The following is a 25,910-nucleotide window of genomic DNA, read 5'->3' as shown; positions in this document are numbered from 1 at the left end:
TTTCGGCTGCCAAACTGGTCTGCTTTCACGTAGAATGCCCGCGATTTTGTGACGCGAGCCGAGGAAAACGTGAGTCAAACATCCTTACATCATGCCCGATTGGACTGGAATGAAGCGGGAACTCCAGTCTCCAGTGAGTTCGGGGATGTGTACTTTTCCAATGATAACGGTCTAAGTGAAACCCGCTACGTCTTTTTGCAGCAAAATCGGCTGCCAGCGCGATTTTCACACCACGATAGTGACAGTTTCGTGATAGGTGAGACAGGTTTCGGCACGGGTCTTAACTTTCTGGCGACAATGGCCGCCTTTCTGGAACAGGCGCCCCACACTGGCAACGGCTCCCGGCTGCACTTCATCAGTTTCGAAAAATACCCCCTCACCCAGGCCGATCTGCGCAAGGCGCTCGCGGCCTGGCCCGAGCTCGCGTCCTTGAGCCAGCCTCTCATCGACCAATGGCCGCTGCCGGTCTCCGGCTGCCACCGCCTGCTGTTTTCTGGCGGTCGCATCCACCTCGACCTCTGGTTTGGCGATATCAAGGAGATGCTGCCCCAAGTGCCCCATCAGGCCGACGGTCTGGTGGACGCCTGGTATCTGGATGGCTTCTCGCCGGCCAAGAATCCCGAGATGTGGACCCAGGATCTGTTTGACGGCCTCGCCCGCCTCGCCCGCCCCAGTGCGACCCTCTCCACCTTTACCTGCGCCGGTTTCGTGCGCCGTGGGCTGATTGCCGCGGGCTTTGCCATGAAGAAGGTGAAGGGCCACGGCAGCAAGCGGGAGATGCTGGCAGGCGAGCGCGCAGACAAGCTGCCGCAGCAGACCATAGCCCCCTGGTATGCCCGCCCCGCCGGGCGGGAGGGTGAGGTGCTCATCATCGGCGGTGGCATCGCCTCGGCCATGACGGCGCTCTCCCTGGTGGAGCGGGGCCGCAAGGTCACCCTCTTGTGCCAGGATGACGAGCCGGCTGGCGGCGCCTCCGGCAACCGCCAGGGGGCGCTCTATCCGCTGCTCAACGGCGAACACGACGCGCTCTCGCGCTTCTATGCGCTGGCCTTCGGCTTTGCCAGAAGCCGGCTGCTGGCCCTGGCCGAGCGCCATCCCGTCGCCTTCTCGCTGTGCGGCGTCACCCAGCTCGGGTATGACGACAAGTCCGCCGCCAAGCTCGCCAAGATGAGCCTGGGCCCCTTCCCCTCGGACCTGATGCGCCCCCTGAGTGCCGACGAGGCCGAGCAGGTGGTCGGCCTGCCTTGCGGCGTGGGGGGCGTCAGCTATCCGCTGGGAGGCTGGCTCTGTCCGGCGGATCTCACCCGCGCCGCCATCAAGGAAGCCCAGGCCAGCGGGCGACTGGAAGTGGAGTTCAATGCTTCTGTGACCCACATTGCCGAGCAGGACGACGGCTGGCATGTGGAGAGTCAGGACGGCCGCCACTGGCAGGCCCCCAATCTGGTGGTGGCCGCCGGGCACAGATTACCCGCCCTCCTCCCCTTCGCCGAGCTGCCGCTCTACCCGGTGCGCGGCCAGGTGAGCCATGTGCCGACCACAACCAGTTTGAGCCAGCTGAAAACCGTGCTCTGTTACGACGGCTACCTCACCCCGGCCCACGATGGCGCGCACTGCATCGGCGCCAGCTATGGCCGCAACCAGACCAGCCTGGTATTCAATGCCGAGGAGCAGGCCCAGAACCGGGCTCGGCTGCAAGCCTGCCTGCCAGCACAGGCCTGGCCCGCCGAGGTGGATGTAAGTGGCGCTCAGGCCCGCGTCGGGGTGCGCTGCGCGAGCCGTGATCACCTGCCGGTGACGGGGCCAATCGCCCGGTTGGCGGCGCTGGCGGATCACGACGTCAACGCCCCCGCAGATCAGCAGAGCGCCCTGCCCCTCTACCCCGGCCTCTATGTGCTGGGCGCCCTCGGCTCCCGGGGTCTATGCTCGGCGCCGCTGTGCGGGGAGCTGATCGCCAGCGAGATCTGCGGGGAGCCGCTGCCCCTGTCCAGCGACCTGCTGGAGGCGCTCCACCCGGCTCGCTACTGGGTGCGCAGGCTGCTCAAGGGCAAGCCCCTGCGCGACTAGGTTCGCCAGACCCAAACAAAAACGGGCTGCCCACAGGGGCAGCCCGTTTTTGTTGTCAGCCAGGGGGGGATCAGCTACGCATTGGCCAGATGACTCCCAGCTTGCGCCCCTGCTCGGTCTGTTTTGCCAGGGTGGCAAAGCGCTCCCGGGTCGCCTCCAGGGCTGCCTGCCCCTCCTGCCAGCCCTGATGCTGCAAGGCCTCGCAGCTCGTGGTCACCGGCATCTGGGCGAGCCGGATACCGAGCTGGCTGACGCTCTCCAGCAGGATATCCTTGTGACGGCTCTCGTAGTCGAACATGGCCGCCACCAGCTTGTCCCACTTCTGCCGCTCCTTCTCGGGCGCTCTGGCCTTGTCCATCCAGTTCGGCACCCGGACCTTGATGCGGACCGTCACGTCGGCCTGATCCAGCTCGCAACGCGCCGGTGTCGGCCTGGTCTGCAGTTGCCAGGAGAGCTGGTAGCTGGCCCTGCCGATGTGTCCGTCCGCCTGGGCGGGGGACAGAGCGGTGATCTGGCGCATCACGGCGGCCACATCGGCCCCGGAGACCCGATAAAACTGAAAGTCGACCTTGATGTCGGGCACCACCCGAATACCGCTATAGTGAGATGGCGCTGCCCCGATTGAGGCGGCATACATGAGGGCCGCCACCACCCCTGTCTTGCTAAAGAGTCCCATCTGCTTGTGGCCTTGCCCCTTGTGAGTCCCAGCTTAATTTCAATTAATAATCAATGAATTAATAGTCAGAATGGAGAGTAACCGCGATCCCGGGCGCTGTCACCTGCTGTCGGTATCCGGGCGCGGCAAGCGTGCGAAATATCACACGGGCCGCATCGGGATTTGCAGGCGAGATCACAGGCAGCCATCGATGTCGTGGTTAAATACTCCTTATGAGGTAATAATCCTGGCGTTTTTGTTGGTGCATGTCGACCTAACCAGTGCAATCCCCGGTTATCCCGTGCAGGCCCATCGTCACTACACACTCAGGAACCTGTTTATGATGGAACTCCTTATTGGCACCCTAGTCACCCTGGCCGTGGGTCGCTACATCTTCAAGGGCTATTCGGCCACCGGGGTATTGCTCAGCGGCGGTCTGCTGCTGCTGGCGATCACCGCCCTGATGGGCAAGGCCGTGCTGCCCGCCAGCGTCACCTCCACCGGCCACGTTGCCACCGACGTGTTCGAATACGTGCGCTTCCTGCTGGTGGATCGGGGCGGCGGCCTCGGCATGCTGATCATGGTGCTGTGCGGCTTCGCCGGCTACATGAGCCACATCGGAGCCAACACCATACTGGTGAAGCTCGCCAGCAAACCCCTTGGCATCATCAAGTCCCCCTACATCCTGCTGGTGGCCGCCTACCTGGTGGCCTGCGCCATGTCGCTCGCGGTCAGCTCCGCCACCGGCCTCGGGGTACTGCTGATGGCGACCCTGTTCCCGCTGATGGTCAATATGGGGATCTCCCGTGGCGCCGCGGCCGCAGTGTGCGCCTCCCCGGCCGCCATCATCCTCTCCCCCACCTCGGGGGACGTGGTGATGGCCGCCCAGGCCGCCAACATGGAACTCATCGAGTTTGCCTTCAAGCTGACCCTGCCCATCTCGCTGACTGCCATCGCCGCCATGGCGGTGACCCACTTCTTCTGGCAGCGCTATCTGGATCGGAAATCAGGTGAACACAACGCTGCCGTCGCCCCGAGCGATCTCGTCACCGATGCCCCCGGCTTCTACGCCATCCTGCCCTTCACCCCCATCATCGGCGTGCTGCTGTTTGACGGCAAGCTGGGCCCCAAACTCGACATCGTCACCATCATCGTCATCTGCCTGGTGCTGGCAGCCCTGCTGGAGCTGGTACGCAAACGCAACGGCCGCGAGCTGCTGGACGGACTGCAGGTGTGCTGGCGCAGCATGGCCGACGCCTTCGCCGGCGTGGTCATGCTGCTGGTGGGGGCCGGGGTATTCGCCCAGGGCCTGATGGGCCTCGGCTTCATCGCCAACCTCCTGGATCTGGCCCAGAGCTTTGGCACCGGCGGCATCGTCATCATGTTGATGCTGGTGGTCATCACCACCCTGGCAGCCTTCACCACGGGCTCGGGCAACGCCCCCTTCTACGCCTTTGTGGAGCTCATCCCCCACCTGGCCACCAGCCTTGGCGTCAACCCCGCCTACCTGGTGATCCCCATGCTGCAGGCCTCGAACCTGGGCCGGACCATCTCGCCGGTCTCCGGGGTGGTGGTCGCCTGTGCGGGCATGGGCAACCTCTCCCCGTTCGAGGTGGTCAAGCGCACCTCACTGCCGGTCGCCGTGGGCCTGCTGGTGGTGATCCTCGCCACCCAGATCATGGTGCCCGCCTGAGGCAACGGGCACCCGACCGGGTGCCCGTCCATCCTTTCTCCCCAGCCAGCCCGCTCTTCACCGGGCTGGCATCCCCCCCTCCCCATGCAGTAGACTCGGTGCTCTTTTTCTCTAAGGAGGACCGAAATGAGTATCACGGTTCAACTTGCCCACTTCAGCGATTGCCACTCCCATTTCGATGGCGCCCCCATGCGCTTCTCCCCCGTCGGCGAATCCGAGTGGCGTACCCAGTGCGGCGGCTATGGGCGCATCCTGAGCCGGCTCACCACCCTGCGCCAGCAGGCCGGGGCGGCGGGCCAGACCTGTCTGTTCTTGCACGGCGGCGACACCTTCCAGGGGTCCCTCTACTTCAACCGCTTCAAGGGGCGGGCCAACGCCGATCTGCTCGGTCTGCTCAAGCCCGATGCCATGGTGATCGGCAACCACGAGTTCGATCTGGGCAACGGTCCCCTGGTGGAGTTCCTGCGCCAGCTCGATTTTCCCGTGCTGGCCGCCAACATCGACAGCCACCTGGAGCCCGCCGATACCCCGCTGCGGCTGCAGGGCCTGCCGCAGCTGTTTGACGCGAGCCGCCCCTGGCACAGGCGCGTCATCGACGGCGTCCCCTTCGCCCTGCTCGGCATCACGCTGCCACAGATGGCCGCCATCGCGAGCCCCGATCCCCACACCCGTTTCCACGGCATCGAGGAGACCCTCGGTGCCGCCCTCGCCGAGATCAAGGCTGCGGGGATCCACCACATCATCCTGCTCAGCCACCTGGGGCTCGAGCAGGACAAGCGGCTGGCCGCACGCTTCCCCGAGATCAGCCTCATCGTCGGCGGCCATACCCACAGCCTGCTGGGGGATCTGGCGCCCCTCGGACTCGAGAGCGAGGGGGAGTACCCACTGATGGTGAACGGCGTCGCCATCCTGCACGCCGCCCACAGTGCCCTCTGTCTCGGGGTGTGCGAGCTGGAGTTTGACGCCCTCGGCCGGGTCACCCGCAGCCGTGGCCAGCTGGAGTGGCTGCCCTGGCAGCCCTGGCCTTTTGCCTCCCAGCCGCCTGCAGGCCTGCACTTCTGCGAGCCGGCCCCCGAGCTGGAGCAGCACCTGGCCAGGCGCTACCGGCCCGAACTCGAGACCATGACCCGGCGCGTGGTGACCCAGCTTGGCGGCCCCCTGCACCACCAGCGACTACCCGATGCCAGCCTGCCCGCCGGCAGCCAGGTCGCCCCCCTGGTGGCCGGCGCCATGCTGGCCGCCGCCCGCGAACAGGTCGGTCAGGTGGACTTCGCCCTGCACAACGCCGGCGGCGTGCGCTGCTCCCTCGAACCCGGGCCGCTGAGCGAAGCGGACATCGCCGGGCGCCTGCTGCCCTTTGCCATCCCCCTCACCCTCTACCGGGTGCACGGCCACGAGCTCGCCGAGGCGCTGGAGGGCGCCATCGACAACGCCACCAACAACGGCGTGGTCGGCAATGGCAGCGGCAGCTTCCCCTACACAGCCGGGGTGCGCTTCTGCTATCGCGCCGATCTGCCCAAGGGCAGCCGGATCACCCGCCTGGAGTGGGAGGCCAGCCCGGATCACTGGCAAGCGGTCGAGCCAGAGGCCATCTATCGTGGCGTCTCCAGCGCCTATACTGCCTCCGGCAAGGAGGGCTACACGGCCCTGGCCCGCACCCTGACCCAGCACAACCAGGAGCTCGGCATCACCCTGGCGGATGCCTTCATCCGCTGGGCCCGCCACCTGCCCGAGCTCGCCCCCCAGCCGCCGCTGGTGGAGTACCAGGGGCAGCCCGCCCACTGAGGGGGGGCCGGGGCCGCACCGGCACCGGGCATTCTCTTGTCAGAACACGGGCCGGGACTCGGCAACCGGCCCCGCTGTTTCAGCGTGCCAGGCGTCTGAAAACGTTACTTTTACGAATTATTTCAAGCCCCTTCCCTTGCCCCATTGCATCATGGGGCCAGGGTCGGCAAGATAAGCCCGCTTTTTCAGTCTTTCCCGCAGGAACAGGTCACCCATGAATCACGCCATCCGTTTTACCCCGCAGCGCCACAATCCCGGGCTCAGGCCGCTGGTTATCCTGCTCACCGCCCTGATGGCGTTGTTGTTCTGCCTGCGCAACCCGCTATTTCACGGCATGGCGCCGGGATTCGATGCCTCACTGTTCGCGGTGATGGGCAAGATGTGGAGCGAGGGGGGCGTGCTCTACCGGGACATGATCGACATCAAGGGGCCCATGATCTTCGCCCTCGATGCCCTCGGTTACTCCCTCGGCGGCTTCTTCGGGATCTGGCTGCTGGAGTGGGTGCTCTGCTGGCTGGGGCTGCTGGCAAGCTGGCAGGCCTTCGCCCAGCTCGGGCTCTCCCTGCGCGCCCGCCTCGGCAGCATGCTGGCGTTGCTGGCGCTCTACAGCACCCGCTACTACTACGGCAACATGACCGAGGACTGGACATTCCATCTCGCCCTCATCGCCCAGTGGGCCTTCATCACCCTGCTGCTGGACAAGCGTTTCAGTTGGGGGCCGGCCCTGGTGGCCGCGCTCACCTTCGCCATCGTGGCCTGGATGCGCACCAACAATGGCGCCTTCTGGGGCGCCTGGTATCTGGTGCTGTTCTGTCACTGGTGCCTGCGCGAGCAGTGGCGCGCAGCCTTCGCCCTGCTCTTCTCCAGCCTGCTGGGGTTGGCGCTCGTCGGCGGCCCCCTGCTCGCCTACTTCCAGCACCACGGGCTGCTGGAAGAGTTCAAGTACTATGCCTTCGGCATCTTCTTCGAGGGGAGCTACGGCAACGGCTTCTCACCGGAGGTGGGGGCCGTCGGCCTGCTGCGCACCGGCCTTATCATGCTGCTGCCCCCCTTTATCGTGCTGATGCTGGGCCGCCGCCAGGAGTGGTACCTGCCCGCCCTGTGCGCCACCCTGTTCGGCGTGCTGTTCACCCTGATCGCCAACTCGGTTTCGGGCCATGTGTTCGATCACTATGACGTGCTCTATCTGCAGCTGGCCCTGCTGCCGCTCGCCTGCCTGCTGGACAGAAGCGAACAGCGCTCCGATGCGCTGGGTCTGTTCTGCATCTCCCTGGTGGTGCTGACCGCCAGCTGGCTGCTGGCCCAGCAGCTCGGTTACGGCTGGAGTACCAAGGAGTGGTCCCTTGAACGGGTGCGCGAGGTGCTCGGCAACAGCCTGCTATGGGCCCTGCCTGTGCTGATCCTGGTGCCGCTCTGGCGCGCCTGGGACGTGCGCAGCGCCACCCCCTGGCTCGCCTCGCTGGCCATGCTGGCCCTGCTCGTCAACAACGCCTGGGAGGGCAACCTCAAGGGCAAGCCGTTCAATCCGCCGGCCCAGGTGCGGGTAGACAGGATCAAGGCCGAGACGGCGCCGACCGACAGGATCTGGGTCGACGGCATCCAGCCCCAGTACTATCTGTGGACCGATCGCCAGCCGGCCTCCGCCTACCTGTTCTTTGCCAACGTCAACCCGCCCTATGACGTGCGGGAACGGGTGCTGGCGGATGTAAAACGTCAAGCTCCCAAGTTCATCATCGCCAAGCCGGAGCGGGTGGCAGAGGGGCTGAAGCAGCCGGCCTCCCCCTCCACCCTCGCCTTCTACCAGTATCTGACCGAGCACTATGAAGAGGTGGATCCCGGCCTCTATCGCCGGCGCTGAGCCAGAGGGTGATACTCATCGGGGCCGCCATGGATGACCATGGCGGCCCCGAACGTTTCGACGGTGTTCAAAGAGGCGCATCCTCTCTACAATGGCGCTCTTTTTCGTGGAGGAGGGAGCAATCATGTCGGAACTGACCTATCTGGGGGGCTACCCGGATCCGCTCAAGGCCCAGGTGCAGCAGTTGATCGCGGCGGGCAAACTCGGCGAGATGCTGGCCAAACGCTACCCAGAGACCCACCTCGTCCAGAACGACAAGGCGCTCCTGGCCTACACCATGGAGCTGAAAAACCGCTATCTCAAAAGCTCGGCACCGCTCTCAAAGGTGATCTTCGACGGCAAGATAAACGTGATCAAGGATGCCCTCGGCCTGCACACCTACGTCAGCCGGGTACAGGGCAGCAAGCTCAAGGCCAAGAACGAGATCCGCATCGCCGCCCTGTTCAAGGAGGCCCATCCCGCCTTCCTCAAGATGATAGTGGTGCACGAGCTGGCCCACTTGCGGGAGAAGGAGCACAACAAGGCCTTCTATCAGCTCTGCCTGCACATGGAACCTGACTATCATCAACTGGAGTTCGATCTCCGGCTCTGGCTCACCTGGCGCGACCTCGAGCGCACCCGCCGCTGATCCCGCGTTTGCAAGGAGGCAACATGCGCCCATGGCAAAGCCGTTCCCGCTCTGCTCGTCACCGGGCCTGGCTCGTCCGAGGGCTGGCGCTCTGGCTCTTGTCCCTGCCGATTTGCGCGGCGGAGCGCTGGCAGCGCGAGGAGTACCTGATCCAGAGCTTCATGGAGATCGCCATGAAGCGGGAGTATGGCCACGAAAAGACGGTGCGTTTCTCCCGCTGGCATGCCCCCATCCGCTTGAAGCTCATCAACGAATTTGGCGACAAGCCGCTGCAGGCCGAGATGGTCAGGGTGCAGAGCCGGCACCTGGCCCGGATCACCGGGCATCCCATCGAGATGGTCAGCAGCAACCCCAATCTCACCCTCATCATGACCCGGCACCAGCAGATGGCGAGCTGGGCCAGCCGCACCATGCGCCAGGATGCCTCGGTGCGCATCGCCCTCAAGGAGGGGATCTGCCTGGCCAACTTCGCCACCAATGATCGCCACGAGATAGCCCGTGCCACCATCATCATCCCGGTCGATTACAGCCGGGCCAAGGGCCGCTTCCTCGACTGCGTGGTGGAAGAGCTCACCCAGGTGATGGGGCTGCCCAATGACTCGGACAAGGTGTTCCCTTCCATCTTCAACGACCGCAGCGTCGACAGCTTCCCGACCGGGCTCGATTACCTGCTGCTCAAGCTTGCCTATCACCCCGCCCTCCATAGCGGCATGACGGCCGACGAGGTACGCAAGGCCCTGCCCGCCGCCCTCAAGACGCTGCGCACCAACGGTGACATTGCCCAGGCCAGTCAGCGGGTCCAGGTCGACAGCCTCAGGCGCTGGGCCGGGCTGTGAATCCGTTGTGCCCCACTTCCCCTAAACACAAGACGCAGCCTCTGGCTGCGTCTTGTTCATTATTCCACTCTTCCACTCTCTCCCCTCTCTTTCCACCCTGCTCGCTGGTGCGAAGCCCGAGGCCGAGGTGGACACTCATGGGGTGAGGCCGGTCAGGCTTCCTCGGTTTCCGCCTCCGGCATCCAGCTGTCGGCGTTCTCCCACACCTCCTGCACCATGGCTTCGGCCAGATCCTTGTCTTCCTTGCTGGCGCGGCTGACCGTCAGGGCCATGGCACTGCCCGGCGCCACCCGCACATGCAGATCGGGGAAACGCTCGCCCAGTTGCTTGAGCAACTCCTGGCGCAGCGCCTCCATGGTCGAGGTGGGGATCTGATGTTTTCTGTCGATGATGATTTCCAGGCGCATAGGGTACTTCTCCGTGATATTTACTGTATTTTTATACAGTGAAATTAAAAAGTAAAGACGGACCCACGCTTTGTCTGCCGCAACATTGCAGCCCCTCCCGAGTTGTACCATCCCACCTTCTTGATGATCCGGTGCTTTCGGCCTCTTCGCACGGTCAGGCGAGAAAAGCAGTTGATATTGATTCTCATCCATTGCATCATTTGGTTATGTTACAACATAACAAAAAAGGTCATCATGCGTCCCCATATTCACCCTGAATACCGCAAGGTTCTGTTCCACGATCTCGCCAGCAACACCTACTTTCTGATCGGCTCCACGCTGGCCACCGACCGTACCAAGGAGTGGGAAGATGGCAACACCTACCCCTATGTGACGCTGGATGTCTCCAGCGCTTCTCACCCCTTCTACACCGGCAAGCAGAAGCAGGTCGGCAAGGAGGGGCAAGTCGCCCGCTTCGGCCAGCGATTCGGTCAATTCTTCGGCAAAGGAAAAGAGCAAAAATGAAGGTTCTCGCCTCCCTGAAATCCGCCAAGTCACGTCACCCTGACTGCCAGATCGTGCGCCGGCGCGGCAAGCTGTTCGTCATCTGCAAGAGCAACCCCAGGTTCAAGGCCCGTCAGGGCTGATAGCCTCCCTCTGTCCCGAAACAACAAAGCCCTCATAACGAGGGCTTTGTCGTCTGAATGGCCGCCTCACAGCGGGGTGGCGCATTTGCGATATTCGGTGGGGCTGACCCCGACCCGCTTTCGGAACACCCGGGAGAAGTAGAGCTGATCGTCATAGCCGACCTGCTGGCCTATGGTGGCGACCGACAGCGGCGTGGTCTGCAACAGCAGCTTGGCCCGCATGATGCGCTGATCCTCACGCCAGCGCACTATGCTCACCCCCACCTGCTCGCGAAACAGGTGCGCGAGGCGCGAGGGGGACAGAAACACCTGCTCCGCCAGGGCCTCCACCGAGATCTCGGCCGAGAGCGACTCGCTCAGGATCTGGCACGCCTCGTGAACCCGGTGATCGATGGCGGGATAGGCATTCTGGGAGGAGGCCTCGTAGCAGCGAATGAGCAGCCGTTCAAGCAGGTTCATGGCCAGCTGCTCCGACATGGGCCTCAGCTGCTTGTGGGTCTCCTCGATGTCGAGGAAAAGGGCATCGAACTCGGCGAGCAGCTGGCCGTCTGGCAGTTGCAAACGCCCCACCCGCTCCGTCACCTGGGGCCACTTGAGCCAGTCCGCCCAATAGGCCCGCGGCCGGAAATAGACCCAGCGGTGATACCACTCCCGGGCATCCGGCGCCCGGCCGTAATGGTGCACCGCAGCGGGCGGGAACAGCAGCAGGTCGCCAGGCTCCACGGTGAAGGCCTGGTCCCCCTGGAAGATCTGCCCCTTGCCCCTGATGGTCAAATTGACGATGAACCCCTTCATGCCGTGGGGCCTGTCGATGGTGAAATCGAGGGCACTCCCCTGCTCGATGGGGGTCATGCCCGACACCAGAAAGACATCGAACGCGTAACCGGGCAGCAGGGGATTGAGTTGTTTCGGCTTCTCTTTTTGCATCGAGGACATGGCGGAAAACAGGGTTTCGGTAAAAAAGTCGACATGGGCCATTGTAGAGATCCGGGGTAGGAACCCCCTAAGTTCGCACGCAGCCTGTTGTGAAATTGTTGAACTGGCTCACAGCTTGCCCGAGGGGAGCACCAGGCCGGCGCACATCCGGCCTGGTGAGGAGGAGAAAAACCACTCAGAGACGGGCCTTGCGCACCTGCTTGTAGCGGTCGAACAGCACGGCGGCGAGCAGGATGAGACCGCGCACCACGTACTGGGCAAACGGGGAGATATTGAGCAGGTTCATGGCGTTTTCCATCAGCCCCAAAATCAGCACCCCGGCGATGATGTAGGAGATCTTGCCGATGCCCCCCTTCATGGAGACGCCCCCCAGCACGCAGGCCGAGATCACCACCAGCTCGAAGCCGATGGAGGTCATGGGCTGGCCCGAGGTCATGCGCGACGCGAGTATGATGCCCGCGATGGAGGCGATGAGCCCGGTCATGGTGAAGATGATGATCTTGGTGCGTACCACGTTGACCCCGGCCAGGCGCGCCGCCTCCTCGTTGCCCCCCATGGCCAGGGTATTGCGGCCGAAGGTGGTCTTGTTGAGCAGCAGGCCGAAGAGCACGAAGCAGACGGCCGTCAGCCAGATGGGCGTCGGGATGCCGAGCAGGGCGGAGTTGCCGAGCTCGAAGAAGCCCTCCTCGACGATGCCCACCGCCTTGCCGTCGGAGATGATGTAGCCCACCCCGCGCGCCATCTGCATGGTGGCGAGGGTGGTAATGAGGGCATTGATCTTGAACTTGGCCACCACGATGCCGTTGATGAGACCAAAGAAGACCCCCACGAAGAGGCCGGCCAGGATGCCGAGGGTGATGCTCTCGGTGGCGTTGATGCCCACCGCGCAGGCGACGCCGGAGCAGGCCACCACGGAGCCGACGGACATGTCGAACTCGCCGGAGGCGAGGCAGAACAGCATGCCGCAGGCCACCATGCCCGACATGGAGACGGCGAGCCCGAGGCCCCGCATGTTGATCAGGCTGGCAAAGTTGGGCACCAGCACGCAGGCCAGCAGGAACAGGATGGCGAAGATCACCAGCATGCCGTACTGATCCCAGATGCGGGCCAGTTGCAGCCGGGAGCCGGTGGCTGCCGCGGTGCCGACCTGGCCGGCAGAAGTCGTTGTAGTCATGGTATTTCTCCTGAAAATTCCGGGTGCTATCTCGTTGCAGTCAGAGGGGTCAACGGGCCGGCATGGCCAGATTGAGCGCCTTGACCTCGTTGGCGTCGTCGTGGGAAAGCTCGCCCGCGATCTCCCCCTCCCGCATGACCATGATCCGATCCGCGATGCCCAGCACCTCCGGCAATTCGCTGGAGACCACCACCACGGCGATGCCGACCCTGGCCAGATCGTAAATCACGTTGTAAATCTCGTTTTTCGCCCCGACGTCGATGCCGCGGGTCGGCTCGTCGAGCAGGATGACCTTCATGTCCTCCGACAGCCAGCGCCCCAGAATGGCCTTCTGCTGGTTGCCGCCGGAGAGGTTCATGATGGCCTGATGGGGGGACGGGGTCTTGACCCTCATGTCGCGGATCCGCAGCCGCGCGTTCTCGTCCTCCCATTTCTGGTTGATCCAGAAGCCCCCCCACGCCTGGTGGCGGCGGGCGCTGATGTTGATGTTCTCCTGCACCGAGTGGATGGGGATGATGCCGAGGGCCTTGCGGTCTTCAGTGCAGAGCATGATGCCGCTGCGAATGGCGTCGATGGGGTTGCGAACGACCACCTCCTTGCCAAACACCGAAATCTCGCCGCCACGGGGCGTCTCGGCGCCGAAGATGAGCTTCATCAGCTCGCTGCGCCCGGCCCCCACCAGGCCGAAGATGCCGAGGATCTCCCCGCGCTTGACCTCAAGCGACACCGGCGCCTTGAGGCCGGGTCCCATCAGGTTCTTCACCCTAAGGCCCACCTCCCCGTGCGCTCTGGGGCTGTAGCCATAGATGTCGGTGAGCTCGCGCCCCACCATGGTCTTGACCAGCAGATCCCGGTCCACCTCGGCCATGGAGGCGAAGGTGCGCACGAACTGGCCATCCTTGAACACCGTGATGGCGTCGCACAGGGCGAAGATCTCGTCCATGCGGTGAGAGACGTAGAGAATGACCTTGCCCTCGTCCCGCAGCTGGCGGATGACCCGGAACAACTGTTCAATCTCGCGCGACGACAGGCTGCTGGTCGGCTCGTCGAAGGCGATGACGCTGGCATCCCGGGTCAGGGCCTTGGCGATCTCCACCATCTGCCACTGGCCCAGGGACAGGTACTTGAGCGGCGTCTCGGGGGAGACGTCCATCCCGAGGCGCGCAAGCTGCTTCGCCGCATCCTGGTAGAGCTTCTCCCGATCGATGACACCGCGCCGGGTCGGCAGCTGGCCGAGGTAGATGTTCTCGGCCACCGTCATCTCGGGCACCAGGTGCAGCTCCTGATAGATGATGGCGATCCCGCTCTCCAGGGCGTCGACCGTGTTCTGGAACACCTTCTCCTGGCCGGCCAGCTTCACCACCCCGCGGGTGGGGGCCTGAAAACCGCTCAGGATCTTGAGCAGGGTGGACTTGCCGGCGCCGTTCTCCCCCATCAGGGCGTGCACCGTGCCCCGCTGGCAGGAGAAGGAGACGTTCTGCAGCGCCTTGACGCCGGGAAACTCCTTGCTGATGCCGCAAAACTCCAGATAAGGAACGTGATTCATGGAATGACTCCAGTCAGCCGGCATGACGCGGGGCGCCATGCCGGCATGGGTACCAGGGGTGAGCGATTACAGCCCTTTCTTCTGCAGCTCGGCCTTGAAGTTGTCGCGGGTGATGAGCACCACGTCGGTCACCTCGGTGAATTTGGCGGGCTCGGCGTCGTTGACGACCCAGTCATGAAGCATCTGGATGCTCTTGTAGCCGTGCACGTCCGGGCTTGGCAGCAGGGAGCCGAGGAAGCCGGTGGCGCTGGACTTGGAGAGCTCGTTCACCGCATCCACCCCGTTGATGCCGATGCCGATGACGTTCTCCGGCTTGAAGCCCTGCCCTTCGGTGGCGCGCACGCCGCCCAGCACTGTGTTGTCATTCATGCCGACGATGAGCCAGTTCTTGACCTCGGGGTGCTGTACCAGCATGGAGTTGGCGGCATCCAGGGCACCCGGAATGTCATTGCTCTTGGTGGGGGCGCGGTGGATCTGGCCTTCGGGGAAGCCGGCGGCCTTCAGGGCACCGAGGGAACCTTCAACCCGGCGACGGGCGGTATCCAGCTCGTCAGCGGTGATGGCGAGCACGGCGCTGCTCTTCGGATCCCACTGGCGCTTCTGCATCTCCTTGTAGAGCTCCTGACCCTGACGCTCGCCAATCTTGGTGGCGGCCATCATCACCAGGGGCACCTGCTCCATGGGCTGGCCCTTGGCATTGACGAACTGGTCATCCACGGTGATGACCTTCAGATCCATGCTCCTGGCCTTGGCCATGATGGCCGCACCCAGCTTGGGATCCGGGGTACAGATGACGAAGCCCTTGGCCCCGTTGGCCGCCAGGCTGTCGATGGCGTTGAGGGTCTTCTCCCCATCGGGCACGGCGATCTTGATCACCTCGAAGCCGAGATCCTTGCCCGCCTTGTCGGCGAAGTTCCACTCGGTCTGGAACCAGGGCTCTTCCGGCTGCTTGACCAGGTAGCCCAGCTTCAGCGTCTCGGCGGCGAAAGCAGAATTTGCCATACCAAGGGCGACGCCCATCGCGATCATGCCTTTAACGATTTTGTTCATGCGAATGTCTCCAACGGTTCTATCAATCCATGTATCCACGCAGTACCACTCATTGAGCCAGTCAACTCGCAGCCTATAAAAACATGCTTAAACAGGACGTTATTGTTGTTGCTATGTAAGCGAACCAAGTTGTAATCGTTTTCACCATCAAAAATGGAGAGCAGGATCACGCCATGAAATTGCAGCCATTTCGTCCATGGAATTAGCAATTTCGTCACATATTAATTTTTCGATGGTCGTCACCCTCTCTTGCTGACAGCGTTAAAGTCCATATTTCCAGCAGCCAATGGCTAACCGCCCCGCCCGCCCATCTCCTATGGTTCCTCCCCAGTTACCCCTCATTGATGGTCAGGAGCACTTATGTCTGAGCACATCGTCATCGGACTCGATTTCGGCAGCGACTCGGTCAGGGCACTCGCCGTGCGCTGCCAGGATGGCGCCGAGCTGGCGACCCATGTCGTCTACTACCCCCGCTGGCAGGCGGGTCTCTACTGCCAGCCGGTCAACAACCAGTTCCGCCACCACCCCCTCGACTACCTGGAATCCATGGAGCAGGCGGTGGTGGCGGTGGTGAGCCAGCTCACCCCGGGCCAGCGCGCCGCCGTGCGCGGCATAGGGGTGGACAGCACGGGCTCCACCCCCGCCCCCATCGATGAGGAGGGCCGGGTGCTGGCCCTGCGTCCGGAGTTCGCCGACAACCCCAACGCCATGTTCGTGCTGTGGAAGGATCACACCGCCATCGAGGAGGCCGACGCCATCACGGCCCTGTGCCACAGCGGCCAGTTCCCCGACTACAGCCGCTACATCGGCGGCATCTACTCCTCCGAGTGGTTCTGGGCCAAGATCCTCCACGTCTCCCGCAGCGATGCTGCGGTACGCGCCGCCGCCTGCAACTGGGTCGAGTTGTGCGACTGGGTCCCCGCCATCCTGAGCGGCACCCAGACCCCGGCCAGCCTCAAGCGCGGGCGCTGCGCCGCCGGCCACAAGTCTCTCTGGCACCCGAGCTGGGGCGGCCTGCCCCCCGCCGACTTCCTCAACGCCCTGGATCCCCTGCTGACGGAGGAGCTCGACTTCCCCCTCTTCACCGACAGCTGGACCGCCGATCTGCCGGTCGGCACCCTGACCCCGGAATGGGCCGAGCGCCTGCACCTCTCCTGCGAGGTGGTGATCGCCGGCGGCGCCTTCGACTGTCACATGGGGGCGGTGGGGGCCGGGGCCGGCAAGCACGCCCTGGTAAAGGTGATAGGCACCTCCACCTGTGACATCCTCATGGCCGACGAGGCCAGCATCGGGGAGCGGGCGATCAAGGGGATCTGCGGCCAGGTGGATGGCAGCGTGGTGCCGGGCATGGTGGGACTGGAGGCGGGACAATCGGCCTTCGGTGACATCTACGCCTGGTATCAGCGCCAGCTCGGCTGGCCCCTGGACCAGCTCGCCGCCCAGTATCCGGAGCTTCGCACCGCCATCGAGGCCCACAAGCAGGCGCTGCTGCCGAGCCTGGCCGCCGCCTGGGAGCAGCAGCGGGATCTCGCCCACCTGCCGGTGGTGCTCGACTGGTTCAATGGCCGCCGCACCCCCTATGCCAACCAGCGCCTGCAGGGCACCCTCACCGGGATCAACCTCGGCACCGATGCCCCAGACCTCTTTGGCGCCCTGGTGGCCTCCACCGCCTTCGGCGCCCGCAGCATCATGGAGTGCATGACGAGCCAGCAGGTGCCGGTGGAGCAGGTGATCGCCCTTGGCGGCATCGCCCGCAAGTCGGCGACCGTGATGCAGACCTGCGCCGACGTCATGAACAGACCCATCCAGGTGGTGGCCTCGGATCAGTGCTGTGCCCTGGGGGCGGCCATCTTCGCCGCCGTGGCGGCCGGGCTCTACGCCGATGTGGCGCAGGCGCAGCAGCAGATGGCGAGCGCCGTGGAGCGCACCCACCAGCCGGATCCGGTGCGGGTCGCCGAATACGAACACCTCTACCAGCGCTACCTCGCCTGGGGCGCCGCCGCCGAACCGCTCTACAACCGGGGGACACTGGCATGAATATCGACACCCTCAAGGAGCAGGTGCTGGCCGCGAACCTGGATCTGCCGCGCCACGACCTGGTGACCTTCACCTGGGGCAACGTGAGCGGCATCGACAGAGAGCGCAACCTGGTGGTAATAAAACCGAGCGGCGTCAGCTACGAGCGGATGCGAGTCGAGGACATGGTGGTGCTGGATCTCGCCGGCAAGCAGGTGGAGGGGGCCCTTCGCCCCTCCTCCGACACCGCCACCCACCTGGTGCTCTATCGCACCTACCCCGAGCTGGGCGGCGTGGTGCACACCCACTCCACCCACGCCACCGCCTGGGCCCAGGCCGGACGCCCCATCCCCATTTTCGGCACCACCCAGGCCGACTACTTCCACGGCGAGATCCCCTGCTCCCGCCTGCTCACCCCGGGAGAGGTGGAGGAGGACTACGAGGGGCTGACCGGCCACCTCATCGTCGAGACGCTCAGACAGACCCCCATCCTGACCATGCCGGGGGTGTTGCTGGCCAACCACGGCCCCTTCAGCTGGGGAAAGGACCCCGAAGACGCGGTGCACAACGCCGTGGTGCTGGAAGAGGTGGCCCGCATGGCCTGGCTCACCGGCCAGATCAACCCGGCAGCCCGCCCCCTGCCCGATTACCTGCTGGAGAAACACTACCAGCGCAAGCATGGCAAACACGCCTATTACGGCCAGACAAAAGCCTAACGAGAGGACACCAAGATGGAATTGATGAAACAGCTGGAAGTGTGGTTCCTGGTCGGCAGCCAGCACCTGTATGGCGCCACCACATTGAAGCAGGTGGCCGATCACGCCCACACCATCACCAGCCAGCTCAACGAGGGGGCGGGCCTGCCCCTCAAGATAGTGCTCAAACCCACCGGCACCACCCTCGACGAGATAAGCGCGGTGGCCCGGGATGCGAACCACGACGAGCGCTGCGTCGGGCTCATGGTGTGGATGCACACCTTCTCCCCCGCCAAGATGTGGATCCCGGCGCTGAGCCAGCTGCAAAAGCCCCTGCTGCAGTTCCACACCCAGTTCAACCGGGATCTCCCCTGGAGCGAGATCGACATGGACTTCATGAACCTGAACCAGACCGCCCACGGCGGGCGCGAGTTCGGCTTCATGGGGGCCCGCCTGCGCCTGCCCCGCACCGTGGTGGTGGGGCACTGGCAGGAGGAAGAGGCCAGGCAGAAGATAGGCAACTGGATGCGGGTCGCCGCCGCCATCCACGACAGCCGCCACCTCAAGATCGCCCGCTTTGGCGACAACATGCGCAACGTGGCGGTCACCGAGGGCGACAAGATTGAGGCCCAGATCCAGTTCGGCTATCAGGTGAACTACCACCCGGTGGGGGATCTGGTGAAGGTGATCGCCGCCGTGCCCGACAGCGACATCGAGGCGCTGCTGGCCGAATACGAAGAGACCTACACCCTGACCGAGGCGGTGCAGGCGGGAGGCCCGCTGCGTGACTCCCTGTATGAGGCGGCGCGCCAGGAGTTGGGGATGAAGAAGTTCCTCACCGACGGCGGCTTCGGCGCCTTCACCACCACCTTCGAGGATCTCTATGGCCTGCACCAGCTGCCGGGTCTCGCCTGTCAGCGCCTGATGCAGCAAGGCTTCGGCTTCGGGGCGGAAGGGGACTGGAAGACGGCGGCCCTGCTGCGCACCCTCAAGGTGATGGGGGCTGGCCTGCCGGGGGGCACCTCCTTCATGGAGGACTACACCTACCACCTGGAGACGGGCAACAACCTGGTGCTGGGGGCCCACATGCTGGAGGTCTGCCCCTCCATCGCCGCCGGCAAACCCGTGCTGGATGCCCAGCACCTGGGGATTGGCAAGAAGGCAGATCCGGCCCGCCTGCTGTTTGCGGCGCCAGCCGGCAAGGCGGTCAACGCCAGCCTCATCGACATGGGCAACCGCTTCCGTCTGGTGGTCAATCAGCTGGAGGTGGTGGACTTGCCACAGGCCATGCCGAAACTCCCGGTGGCCAGCGCCCTGTGGAAACCCCTGCCTGATCTGCAGACCAGCGCCGAAGCCTGGATCCTGGCGGGCGCGGCCCACCACGCCGTCTTCACCCAGGCGGTGGACATTGAGCAGCTGCGCACCTTCGCCGACATCCTGGGCATCGAGTTCGTGGTGATCGACGAGCACACTCGCATCCCCGCGCTCAAGGAGCAGCTGCGCTGGAACGAGGTCTACTACAAGCTCTGCAACTGACCCCTTCCCGTCACCCCACGAAACAGCCCCGCCCGCGGGGCTGTCTCTTTTTCTGGCCTGTCAGGGCTGGGCGCCCCCCGCCAGCAGCCAGTGACAGACCCTCTCCACCCCGTGGCGCTGGCTGTCGGGGCGGGCGATCAGGGCGTATTCGTGATCCGTCTCCAGCACGGGGGCGAAGGGGGCCACCAGGGCGCCGCTCTCCAGCTCCTCGGCCACTATGGTGGGATCCCCGAGGGAGAGGCCAAACCCCTGCAACGCGGCATTCATCGCCAAGTCCAGGGTATCGAACAGCTGCCCCCCCTGGGGCTGCCAGGGGGTCGCAATGAAGGTGGCAAACCAGTTTCGCCAGTCCCGCCGATCGACGCTGGCATGGATCAGGGGGAGCAAGGGGAGCTCCTCCAGGGAGCGCTCGAACAGGCGGTGCTTGGCGGCAAACGCCGGGGCACAGACCGGGGTCAACCGCTCCCGAAACAGAGGCTGGCTGTTGGGATAACGCCCCAGACAGGGCTGGTAGACAATGGCGAGATCGAACGGCTCCCGGGAGAAGTCGATGCCGTGGTGGTGGCTGCCGCGCACCTCCACCGCCTCCCCCTCGAACGCCTGCAGCCGCCGCAGCAGCCAGCGGCTGGCGCAGGAGGGCACCTTGATGCTGATGGCCTGCTCGTGGGGCAGAGTCTGCAAGGCGCTGAGCCCCTCCCCCATGCGGGCCAGCCCTTCGCGAACGAAAGGAAGCAGCCGCTCGGCGGCCGGGGTCAGGGTCAGGCTGCGGGTGCCGCGCACGAACAGCAGGTGTCCCAGGCGCGCCTCCAGCTGGGCGATCTGTTTGCTCACGGCCCCCTGGCTGACGCACAGCTCGTCGGCGGCCAGGGTGAAGCTCAAGTGACGGGCGGCGCACTCGAAGACCTGCAAACCGTAGAGGGGCAGCTGGGTGCGCGGCGGGGTGAACAACATGACAAGCCTCCATGCTTGAGAAAAACTCATGCATACCATGCCGAATAATCCGTTGTCCGGCAAGCGCCCAGGGGGCTAAAACAGGACCTCATTCCCACACTCAGGTGACGGCGCCATGTCCATCCCCCAGGTTTCCAGCAAACTGCCCCAGGTGGGCACCACCATCTTCACCGTGATCGGGGATCTGGCCGCCCGCCACCCCAGCATAAACCTCTCCCAGGGGGCGCCGAGTTTCCCCTGCGATCCCGAGCTCATCCGGGTAACCCACGAGGCCATGCTGGCCGGCGAGAACCAGTACGCCCCCATGACCGGGCTGCCCGCCCTGCGCGAACAACTGGTGGCCAAGATTGCGACCAGCTACGGCCACCACTATGACGCGGGCGAGGAGATCACCATCACCGCCAGCGCCAGCGAGGCCCTGTTCTGCGCCATCACCGCCCTGGTTCATCCCGGTGACGAGGTGATCATGTTCGAGCCGGCGTTCGACAGCTACCGCCCCATGATCCAGCTGCAGGGAGCCACCCCGGTGGTGATCGCCCTCAAGGCGCCGGATTTTGCCATCCCCTGGGACGAGGTGGCCGCCCGCATCACCCCGCGCACCCGCATGATAGTGCTCAACACCCCCCACAACCCGACCGGCACCGTCTGGCAGGCAGGGGATCAGGAGCACCTCGCCCGCCTGGTGCGCGGCACCGACATCCTGATCCTCTCGGACGAGGTGTATGAGCACGTGGTGTTCGACGGCGCCCTGCACCAGAGCGTCATCCGTTACCCGGAGCTGGTGGAGCGCTCGGTCGCCGTCTTCTCCTTTGGCAAGACCTTCCACGTCACCGGCTGGCGCGTGGGCTACTGCGTGGCCCCCCGTCCCCTGATGGAGGAGATCCGCAAGGTGCACCAGTTCGCCATGTTCGCCGCCGACACTCCCATGCAGTACGGCTTCGCCCACCTGTTGCAACAACCGGCCCACTACCAGGGGCTGGCGGCCTTCTACCAGCGCAAGCGCGACTTGCTGACCTCGGCCCTGGCAGAGTCGCGTCTGACCCTGCTCCCCTCGGCGGGCAGCTTCTTCATGCTGGCGAGCTACGAGCGCATCAGCGACGAGCCGGACAGCCTGTTCGTGCAGCGGCTGATCCGCGATCACGGGGTCGCCACCATCCCCGTCTCCGCCTTCTACCACGACGGCACGGATCAACGGGTCATCCGCCTCTCCTTCTCCAAGGATGACGACACCCTGCTGGCGGGCGCCGAGCGCCTGTGCCGCGTCTAGGAGGCCACATGGACAGCGTACGCGTCGCCGTGCTGCAGATGGTCTCCGGGGATGACCTCGACCACAACCTGACCCAGGCCGAGGTGCTGCTGCGCCAGGCGGCTGCCGAGGGGGCCGAGTTCGCCCAGTTGCCCGAATATTTCTACCTGATGCCAGAAGATGAGCGGGCACGGGTCGCCCTGGCCGCCCCCGTCGGCGATCACCCCCTGCTGGCCTGGGTACAGGGGCTGGCCCGGGAACTCGGGATCTGGATCCTGGCCGGCACCCTGCCGCTGGCCAGCCACGAGCCCGGCAAGATGCACAACAGCAGCCTGCTCGTCGACCCCGAGGGCAACCTGGCCTGCCGCTACGACAAGCTGCATCTGTTTGGCTTTTGCACCGGGCAGGAGCAGTATGACGAGGCCGCGACCATGACCCCGGGGGAGGCGGTGGTGAGCCACCCCCTGCCCTGGGGGCTGCTGCGCCTCGGGATCTGCTACGACCTGCGCTTCCCGGAGCTGTTCCGGCTGGGGCCGGCCCCCGACGTCATCGCCCTGCCCGCCGCCTTCACTCACACCACGGGGCTCGCGCACTGGGAACTGCTGCTGCGGGCCCGGGCGGTGGAGAACCTGGCCTTCGTGCTGGCCTCGGCCCAGGGGGGACACCACCCCGGCGGGCGGCGCACCTTCGGCCACAGCATGATCATCGATCCCTGGGGCCGGGTACTGGCCCGGGTCGAGGAGGGTCAGGGCATGGCCATCGCCACCCTGGATCTGGCAGCCCAGCGCACGGTACGCAGCCAGCTGCCGGCCCTCGCCCATCGCAAGATAGCCGTCGGCCCCTAGGCCGACATCCGTTACGACCATCGACATGACGCCACACTCAAGGGACTGACTATGAAACTCAACACCGCAATGATGCTGGTGGCCCTGGCCACCACAGGCCAGGCCGCCGCCAAACCCCTGGTGATCGCCACCGACGCCACCTATCCCCCCTTCGAAATGGTCGACAGCAGCGGCAAGCTCGGCGGCTTCGAGGTCGAGCTGGCCTACGCCCTGTGCGCGGCCATGAAGACCGAGTGCGAGGTGATCAACCAGCCCTGGGATGCCCTGCTCCCCGGCCTGCAGGTGCGCAAGTACGACGCCATCATGTCCTCCATGAACATCACCGACGAGCGGCGCCAGAAGGTGGACTTCAGCCAGGTCTACTACATGATGCAGAACCGCTTCGTGGGGCGCAGCGACAAGGCCGCCGACTTCACCGACGATCCGGCGCACTTCAAGGACAAGGTGATCGCGGTGCAGGAGGGCACGCCCCAGGACAACTTCGTCACCGCCCGCTACGGCGACGTGGCCAAGATCAAGCGCTACGTCAACGCCCAGTCTCCCATGCTGGATCTGCAGTCCGGCCGCGCCGACTACACCTTCGGCAACATGGTGCAGTTGAAGGTGGGCTTCCTCGACAAGGAGATGGGCAAGCAGTTCACCTTCGTCGGTCCCCAGTTCAACGGCACCCAGGACAAGATCCTGGGGGAAGGGGTGGCGGTGGCGCTGCGCAAGAACAACGACCAGCTCAAGAGCCAGTTCGATGCCGCCATCGCGAGCGTCAAGGCCGACGGCACCTTCGACACCCTGCTCAAGAAGTACCAGCTCGAAGACCTGCTCTGATCCCGGAATCCGTCGTCCATCAAAAATGCCAGTCGACATCGACTGGCATTTTTTATCCCGGGTGTTCCGCTGACACAGGCCCCCCTCCCCTTCAAGGTTCTGGCAGAGCGTGCCATGCTCCCTGTATTCCTGCGCCGTTCACGCCGCGTCGCGCATCCGCGCTCCACACACTGCGCAGGCAAGGAGGCAAGCCATGACCCCGTCCCCTCTCATCCGCCGCTTTTCCCCCAATCGTCTGGGGCGCGATCTGGCGGTGGGCGATATCCACGGCTACTTTGCGCTGTTGCAGCAGGCGCTGGACAGCATCGACTTCGATCCTGAGCGGGATCGCCTCTTCAGTGTGGGAGATCTGACCGATCGCGGGCCCGAGTGCGCCAAGGCCCTGGACTGGCTGGCACGCCCCTGGTTCCACCCGGTGTGCGGCAATCACGACGACTACGTCTGCCGCCATGAGAGCTGCGATCGGGAAAACTGGATCCAGAATGGCGGAGGGTGGTTTGCGCTGCTGAGCCAGGACGAGCAGGCCCTGTTCGCCGCCCGCTACCGCACCCTGCCCCTCGCCATCGAGGTGCAGACCCGGCACGGGCCCGTCGGCTTGCTCCACGCCGATTGCCCCTTCCCCACCTGGCAAGGCCTGCTGGACAGGCTGGAGGCGGGGGTCGGCGGCGGGACGCTTCGGGCCATCAAGAACGTCTGCCTCTGGTCACGGCGGCGCATCGAGCAGCTGGACGAGAGCGGCATCGAGGATCTGGTCGCCCTGGTGGTGGGCCACACCCCGGTGAGCGTCCCGGTGCGCCTCGGCAATGTCTACTACATCGACACCGGCGGCTGGTATCCCCACGCGGGCGGCTATTTCACCCTGCTGGACCTGGACAGCCTGACGCCTCTCTTTCCCGAGCGGTAGAGGCCCGGGCCATCGTCTGGTCTCGCCACGCTGCTCGTTAAAGCACCAGGCAGGCGCACCGGACTTCGCTCTGCCTGCGCTATGGTTTACCATGCAGACCATTGTGGTGCCTGGCACCCCCACCCCGGCGCCTGATGCCGCCGTCACCGGATACCCCATCTCGAACAACATGAGCAACACAGCGCACCCGGGCAGCAGGCCCACATTTTTCTTTCATGACTACGAAACCTTCGGCATCAGCCCGGCCAGGGACAGACCGGCGCAGTTCGCGGGCATTCGCACCGACGCGGATTTCAACGTCATCGGCGAGCCGCTGGTCATCTACTGCAAGCCGCCGGCGGACTATCTGCCGGAGCCGGAGGCCTGCCTCATCACCGGTATCACGCCGCAGAAGGCGATGAAGGACGGGCTGTGCGAGGCGGATTTCATCCGCCAGATCCACGGGGAGTTTGCCAACCCGGGTACCTGCGTGCTCGGCTACAACAGCATCCGTTTCGATGACGAGGTGACCCGCTACACCCTGTATCGCAACTTCTACGACCCCTACGCCTACGCCTGGCAGAACGGCAACTCCCGCTGGGACATCCTCGACATGCTGCGGGCCTGCTACGCCCTGCGCCCGGAGGGGATAGAGTGGGCCTTTGACGAGGAGGGCAAGCCGAGTTTCAGGCTGGAGAAGCTCACCGTCGCCAACGGCGTATCTCACGCCAACGCCCACGATGCGCTCTCCGACGTCCTGGCCACCATAGAGATGGCCAAACTGGTGAAAAAGGCCCAGCCCAAGCTCTTCGGGTATCTGTTTGACCTTCGCAACAAGAACAAGGTCAAGGCCCTCATCGACGTGGTGACCATGAAACCCCTGGTGCACGTCTCCGGCATGTTCTCCCCCTGGCAGGGCTGCGCAAGCTGGGTGTCACCGCTGGCCTGGCACCCCACCAACCAGAACGCGGTGATCATGGTGGATCTCACCCGCGACCCCACCCCCCTCATCGAGCTGTCCTGCGAGGAGATCAGAGAGCGCCTCTACACCAAAAAAGAGGAGCTGGGGGATCTGGCGGGCATTCCGGTGAAACTGGTGCACATCAACAAGTGCCCCGTGCTGGCCCCGGCGGCCACCCTGACGGCGGAGCGCGCCGACGAGCTCGGCATCAATCGGGAGCAGTGCCGCAAGAGCCTGGATCTGCTGCGCGCCCACCCCGAGGTGCGGGAAAAGCTGGTGGAGGTGTTCAACCAGGAGTTTGCGGGCAACAACGAGAGCGACCCCGATACCCAGCTCTACGCCGGTTTCTTCGGTCACGGCGACAAGGCCACCATGGATCTGGTGCGCGCCACACCGCCGGATCTGCTGGGGGAGCGGGAGTTTGCCTTCAGTGACCCCCGTCTGCCCGAGATGCTGTTCCGCTACCGTGCCCGCAACTGGCCCCACACCCTGAGCGAGGCGGAGCAGAAGCGCTGGCGCCTGCACTGCAGCGACTACTTCAGCAGCCGCCTGCCCGACTACGCTCCCCGCCTCGAGGCGCTGGCAGAGCAGAATCAGGGTAACGAACGAAACTTTGCGATTCTAAAGAGTCTCTACCACTACCTGGAAGATCTGTGAGATGTGAGCCGTTTCACAGTTAAACTCCTGTGCCCGCCCC

At 64.7% G+C, this 25,910-nt stretch carries 23 protein-coding genes; 16 read left to right on the top strand and 7 right to left on the bottom strand.

All coding sequences use genetic code 11. The features are described from left to right. The first annotated feature begins 48 nt into the window (after nt 1-48). Nucleotides 49-2,064, top strand: a complete 2,016-nt coding sequence (gene mnmC / locus J9885_RS06610) for a bifunctional tRNA (5-methylaminomethyl-2-thiouridine)(34)-methyltransferase MnmD/FAD-dependent 5-carboxymethylaminomethyl-2-thiouridine(34) oxidoreductase MnmC (protein WP_210548511.1) — start codon at nt 49-51, stop codon at nt 2,062-2,064. Between the two features lie 70 nt (nt 2,065-2,134). On the opposite strand, the gene J9885_RS06605 is transcribed toward mnmC, so the two are convergent. Further along, complete coding sequence (locus J9885_RS06605) at nt 2,135-2,740, bottom strand: DUF922 domain-containing protein (protein WP_043761126.1); 606 nt, start codon at nt 2,738-2,740, stop codon at nt 2,135-2,137. A gap of 319 nt (nt 2,741-3,059) precedes the next feature. Here J9885_RS06605 and dcuC point away from each other — a divergent pair, with 319 nt between their 5' ends. The 5 genes from dcuC (at nt 3,060) to J9885_RS06580 (ending at nt 9,519) form a co-directional block, all read left to right on the top strand. Beyond that, nucleotides 3,060-4,412, top strand: coding sequence for an anaerobic C4-dicarboxylate transporter DcuC (dcuC, locus tag J9885_RS06600; RefSeq protein ID WP_043761128.1), 1,353 nt, complete (start codon nt 3,060-3,062; stop codon nt 4,410-4,412). 126 nt (nt 4,413-4,538) lie between these two features. Further along, nucleotides 4,539-6,197, top strand: coding sequence for a bifunctional metallophosphatase/5'-nucleotidase (locus J9885_RS06595; protein ID WP_210548510.1), 1,659 nt, complete (start codon nt 4,539-4,541; stop codon nt 6,195-6,197). Between the two features lie 214 nt (nt 6,198-6,411). Continuing rightward, nucleotides 6,412-8,055, top strand: coding sequence for a hypothetical protein (locus tag J9885_RS06590; RefSeq protein ID WP_210548509.1), 1,644 nt, complete (start codon nt 6,412-6,414; stop codon nt 8,053-8,055). Between the two features lie 124 nt (nt 8,056-8,179). Continuing rightward, nucleotides 8,180-8,683, top strand: coding sequence for a M48 family metallopeptidase (locus J9885_RS06585; RefSeq protein ID WP_210548508.1), 504 nt, complete (start codon nt 8,180-8,182; stop codon nt 8,681-8,683). A gap of 23 nt (nt 8,684-8,706) precedes the next feature. Further along, nucleotides 8,707-9,519 carry a DUF2927 domain-containing protein gene (locus J9885_RS06580; RefSeq protein WP_210548507.1) on the top strand — a complete coding sequence of 271 codons (813 nt, stop codon included), beginning with the start codon at nt 8,707-8,709 and terminating at the stop codon, nt 9,517-9,519. A 152-nt stretch (nt 9,520-9,671) separates the two neighbouring features. On the opposite strand, the gene J9885_RS06575 is transcribed toward J9885_RS06580, so the two are convergent. Continuing rightward, nucleotides 9,672-9,926: a DinI family protein gene (locus tag J9885_RS06575; RefSeq protein WP_043761136.1), complete on the bottom strand. Its 255-nt coding sequence runs from the start codon at nt 9,924-9,926 to the stop codon at nt 9,672-9,674. Between the two features lie 234 nt (nt 9,927-10,160). On the opposite strand from J9885_RS06575, the gene J9885_RS06570 reads away from it, so the two are divergent. Together J9885_RS06570 and ykgO are read left to right on the top strand one after the other, a co-directional pair. Beyond that, nucleotides 10,161-10,430, top strand: coding sequence for a type B 50S ribosomal protein L31 (locus tag J9885_RS06570; protein ID WP_043761138.1), 270 nt, complete (start codon nt 10,161-10,163; stop codon nt 10,428-10,430). Further along, nucleotides 10,427-10,552 (top strand): type B 50S ribosomal protein L36, encoded by a 126-nt coding sequence (ykgO, locus tag J9885_RS06565; protein WP_010674479.1) that lies wholly within the window; start codon nt 10,427-10,429, stop codon nt 10,550-10,552. The genes J9885_RS06570 and ykgO overlap by 4 nt, the downstream gene beginning before the upstream one ends. A gap of 66 nt (nt 10,553-10,618) precedes the next feature. Here ykgO and araC read toward each other — a convergent pair whose 3' ends face one another. From araC to J9885_RS06545, 4 genes are all read right to left on the bottom strand, one after another. Beyond that, nucleotides 10,619-11,530 (bottom strand): arabinose operon transcriptional regulator AraC, encoded by a 912-nt coding sequence (gene araC / locus J9885_RS06560; protein ID WP_210548506.1) that lies wholly within the window; start codon nt 11,528-11,530, stop codon nt 10,619-10,621. Between the two features lie 133 nt (nt 11,531-11,663). Then, nucleotides 11,664-12,662 carry an L-arabinose ABC transporter permease AraH gene (gene araH / locus J9885_RS06555; RefSeq protein ID WP_210548505.1) on the bottom strand — a complete coding sequence of 333 codons (999 nt, stop codon included), beginning with the start codon at nt 12,660-12,662 and terminating at the stop codon, nt 11,664-11,666. A 49-nt stretch (nt 12,663-12,711) separates the two neighbouring features. Then, the gene (gene araG, locus J9885_RS06550; protein ID WP_043808421.1) at nt 12,712-14,208 is read right to left on the bottom strand and encodes an L-arabinose ABC transporter ATP-binding protein AraG; all 1,497 of its coding nucleotides are present in this window, start codon (nt 14,206-14,208) and stop codon (nt 12,712-12,714) included. Nucleotides 14,209-14,274: 66 nt separating this feature from the next. After that, nucleotides 14,275-15,258: an arabinose ABC transporter substrate-binding protein gene (locus J9885_RS06545; RefSeq protein ID WP_043761146.1), complete on the bottom strand. Its 984-nt coding sequence runs from the start codon at nt 15,256-15,258 to the stop codon at nt 14,275-14,277. Nucleotides 15,259-15,618: 360 nt separating this feature from the next. Between J9885_RS06545 and J9885_RS06540 the strand changes: the two genes are divergently transcribed. From J9885_RS06540 to araA, 3 genes are read left to right on the top strand one after another with little or no spacing between them, the layout of a single operon-like run. After that, nucleotides 15,619-17,295 (top strand): ribulokinase, encoded by a 1,677-nt coding sequence (locus J9885_RS06540; RefSeq protein WP_210548504.1) that lies wholly within the window; start codon nt 15,619-15,621, stop codon nt 17,293-17,295. Continuing rightward, the gene (locus J9885_RS06535) at nt 17,292-17,990 is read left to right on the top strand and encodes an L-ribulose-5-phosphate 4-epimerase (RefSeq protein WP_246876803.1); all 699 of its coding nucleotides are present in this window, start codon (nt 17,292-17,294) and stop codon (nt 17,988-17,990) included. Before J9885_RS06540 ends, J9885_RS06535 begins: the two co-directional genes overlap by 4 nt. Before the next feature lie 15 nt (nt 17,991-18,005). Further along, nucleotides 18,006-19,505 carry an L-arabinose isomerase gene (araA, locus tag J9885_RS06530; protein WP_210548503.1) on the top strand — a complete coding sequence of 500 codons (1,500 nt, stop codon included), beginning with the start codon at nt 18,006-18,008 and terminating at the stop codon, nt 19,503-19,505. A 60-nt stretch (nt 19,506-19,565) separates the two neighbouring features. On the opposite strand, the gene J9885_RS06525 is transcribed toward araA, so the two are convergent. Further along, a complete protein-coding gene (locus J9885_RS06525) occupies nt 19,566-20,456 on the bottom strand; it encodes a LysR family transcriptional regulator (protein WP_210548502.1) in 891 nt (296 codons plus the stop codon). Between the two features lie 115 nt (nt 20,457-20,571). Between J9885_RS06525 and J9885_RS06520 the strand changes: the two genes are divergently transcribed. The 5 genes from J9885_RS06520 to sbcB all read left to right on the top strand — a co-directional run bounded on the left by J9885_RS06520 (nt 20,572) and on the right by sbcB (nt 25,870). Beyond that, a complete protein-coding gene (locus J9885_RS06520) occupies nt 20,572-21,723 on the top strand; it encodes a methionine aminotransferase (protein WP_210548501.1) in 1,152 nt (383 codons plus the stop codon). 8 nt (nt 21,724-21,731) lie between these two features. Beyond that, nucleotides 21,732-22,547 (top strand): carbon-nitrogen hydrolase family protein, encoded by an 816-nt coding sequence (locus tag J9885_RS06515; protein ID WP_210548500.1) that lies wholly within the window; start codon nt 21,732-21,734, stop codon nt 22,545-22,547. Nucleotides 22,548-22,598: 51 nt separating this feature from the next. Next, nucleotides 22,599-23,369, top strand: coding sequence for a transporter substrate-binding domain-containing protein (locus tag J9885_RS06510; protein WP_210548499.1), 771 nt, complete (start codon nt 22,599-22,601; stop codon nt 23,367-23,369). A gap of 193 nt (nt 23,370-23,562) precedes the next feature. Further along, nucleotides 23,563-24,273, top strand: coding sequence for a metallophosphoesterase (locus tag J9885_RS06505; RefSeq protein ID WP_210548498.1), 711 nt, complete (start codon nt 23,563-23,565; stop codon nt 24,271-24,273). A 169-nt stretch (nt 24,274-24,442) separates the two neighbouring features. After that, the gene (gene sbcB / locus J9885_RS06500; protein WP_210548930.1) at nt 24,443-25,870 is read left to right on the top strand and encodes an exodeoxyribonuclease I; all 1,428 of its coding nucleotides are present in this window, start codon (nt 24,443-24,445) and stop codon (nt 25,868-25,870) included. Nucleotides 25,871-25,910 lie beyond the last annotated feature (40 nt).

This window comes from Aeromonas sp. SrichE-2G, from assembly GCF_017939565.1.
Classification (GTDB): domain Bacteria; phylum Pseudomonadota; class Gammaproteobacteria; order Enterobacterales; family Aeromonadaceae; genus Aeromonas; species Aeromonas taiwanensis.
This window is presented reverse-complemented; position numbering and strand designations above follow the sequence as displayed.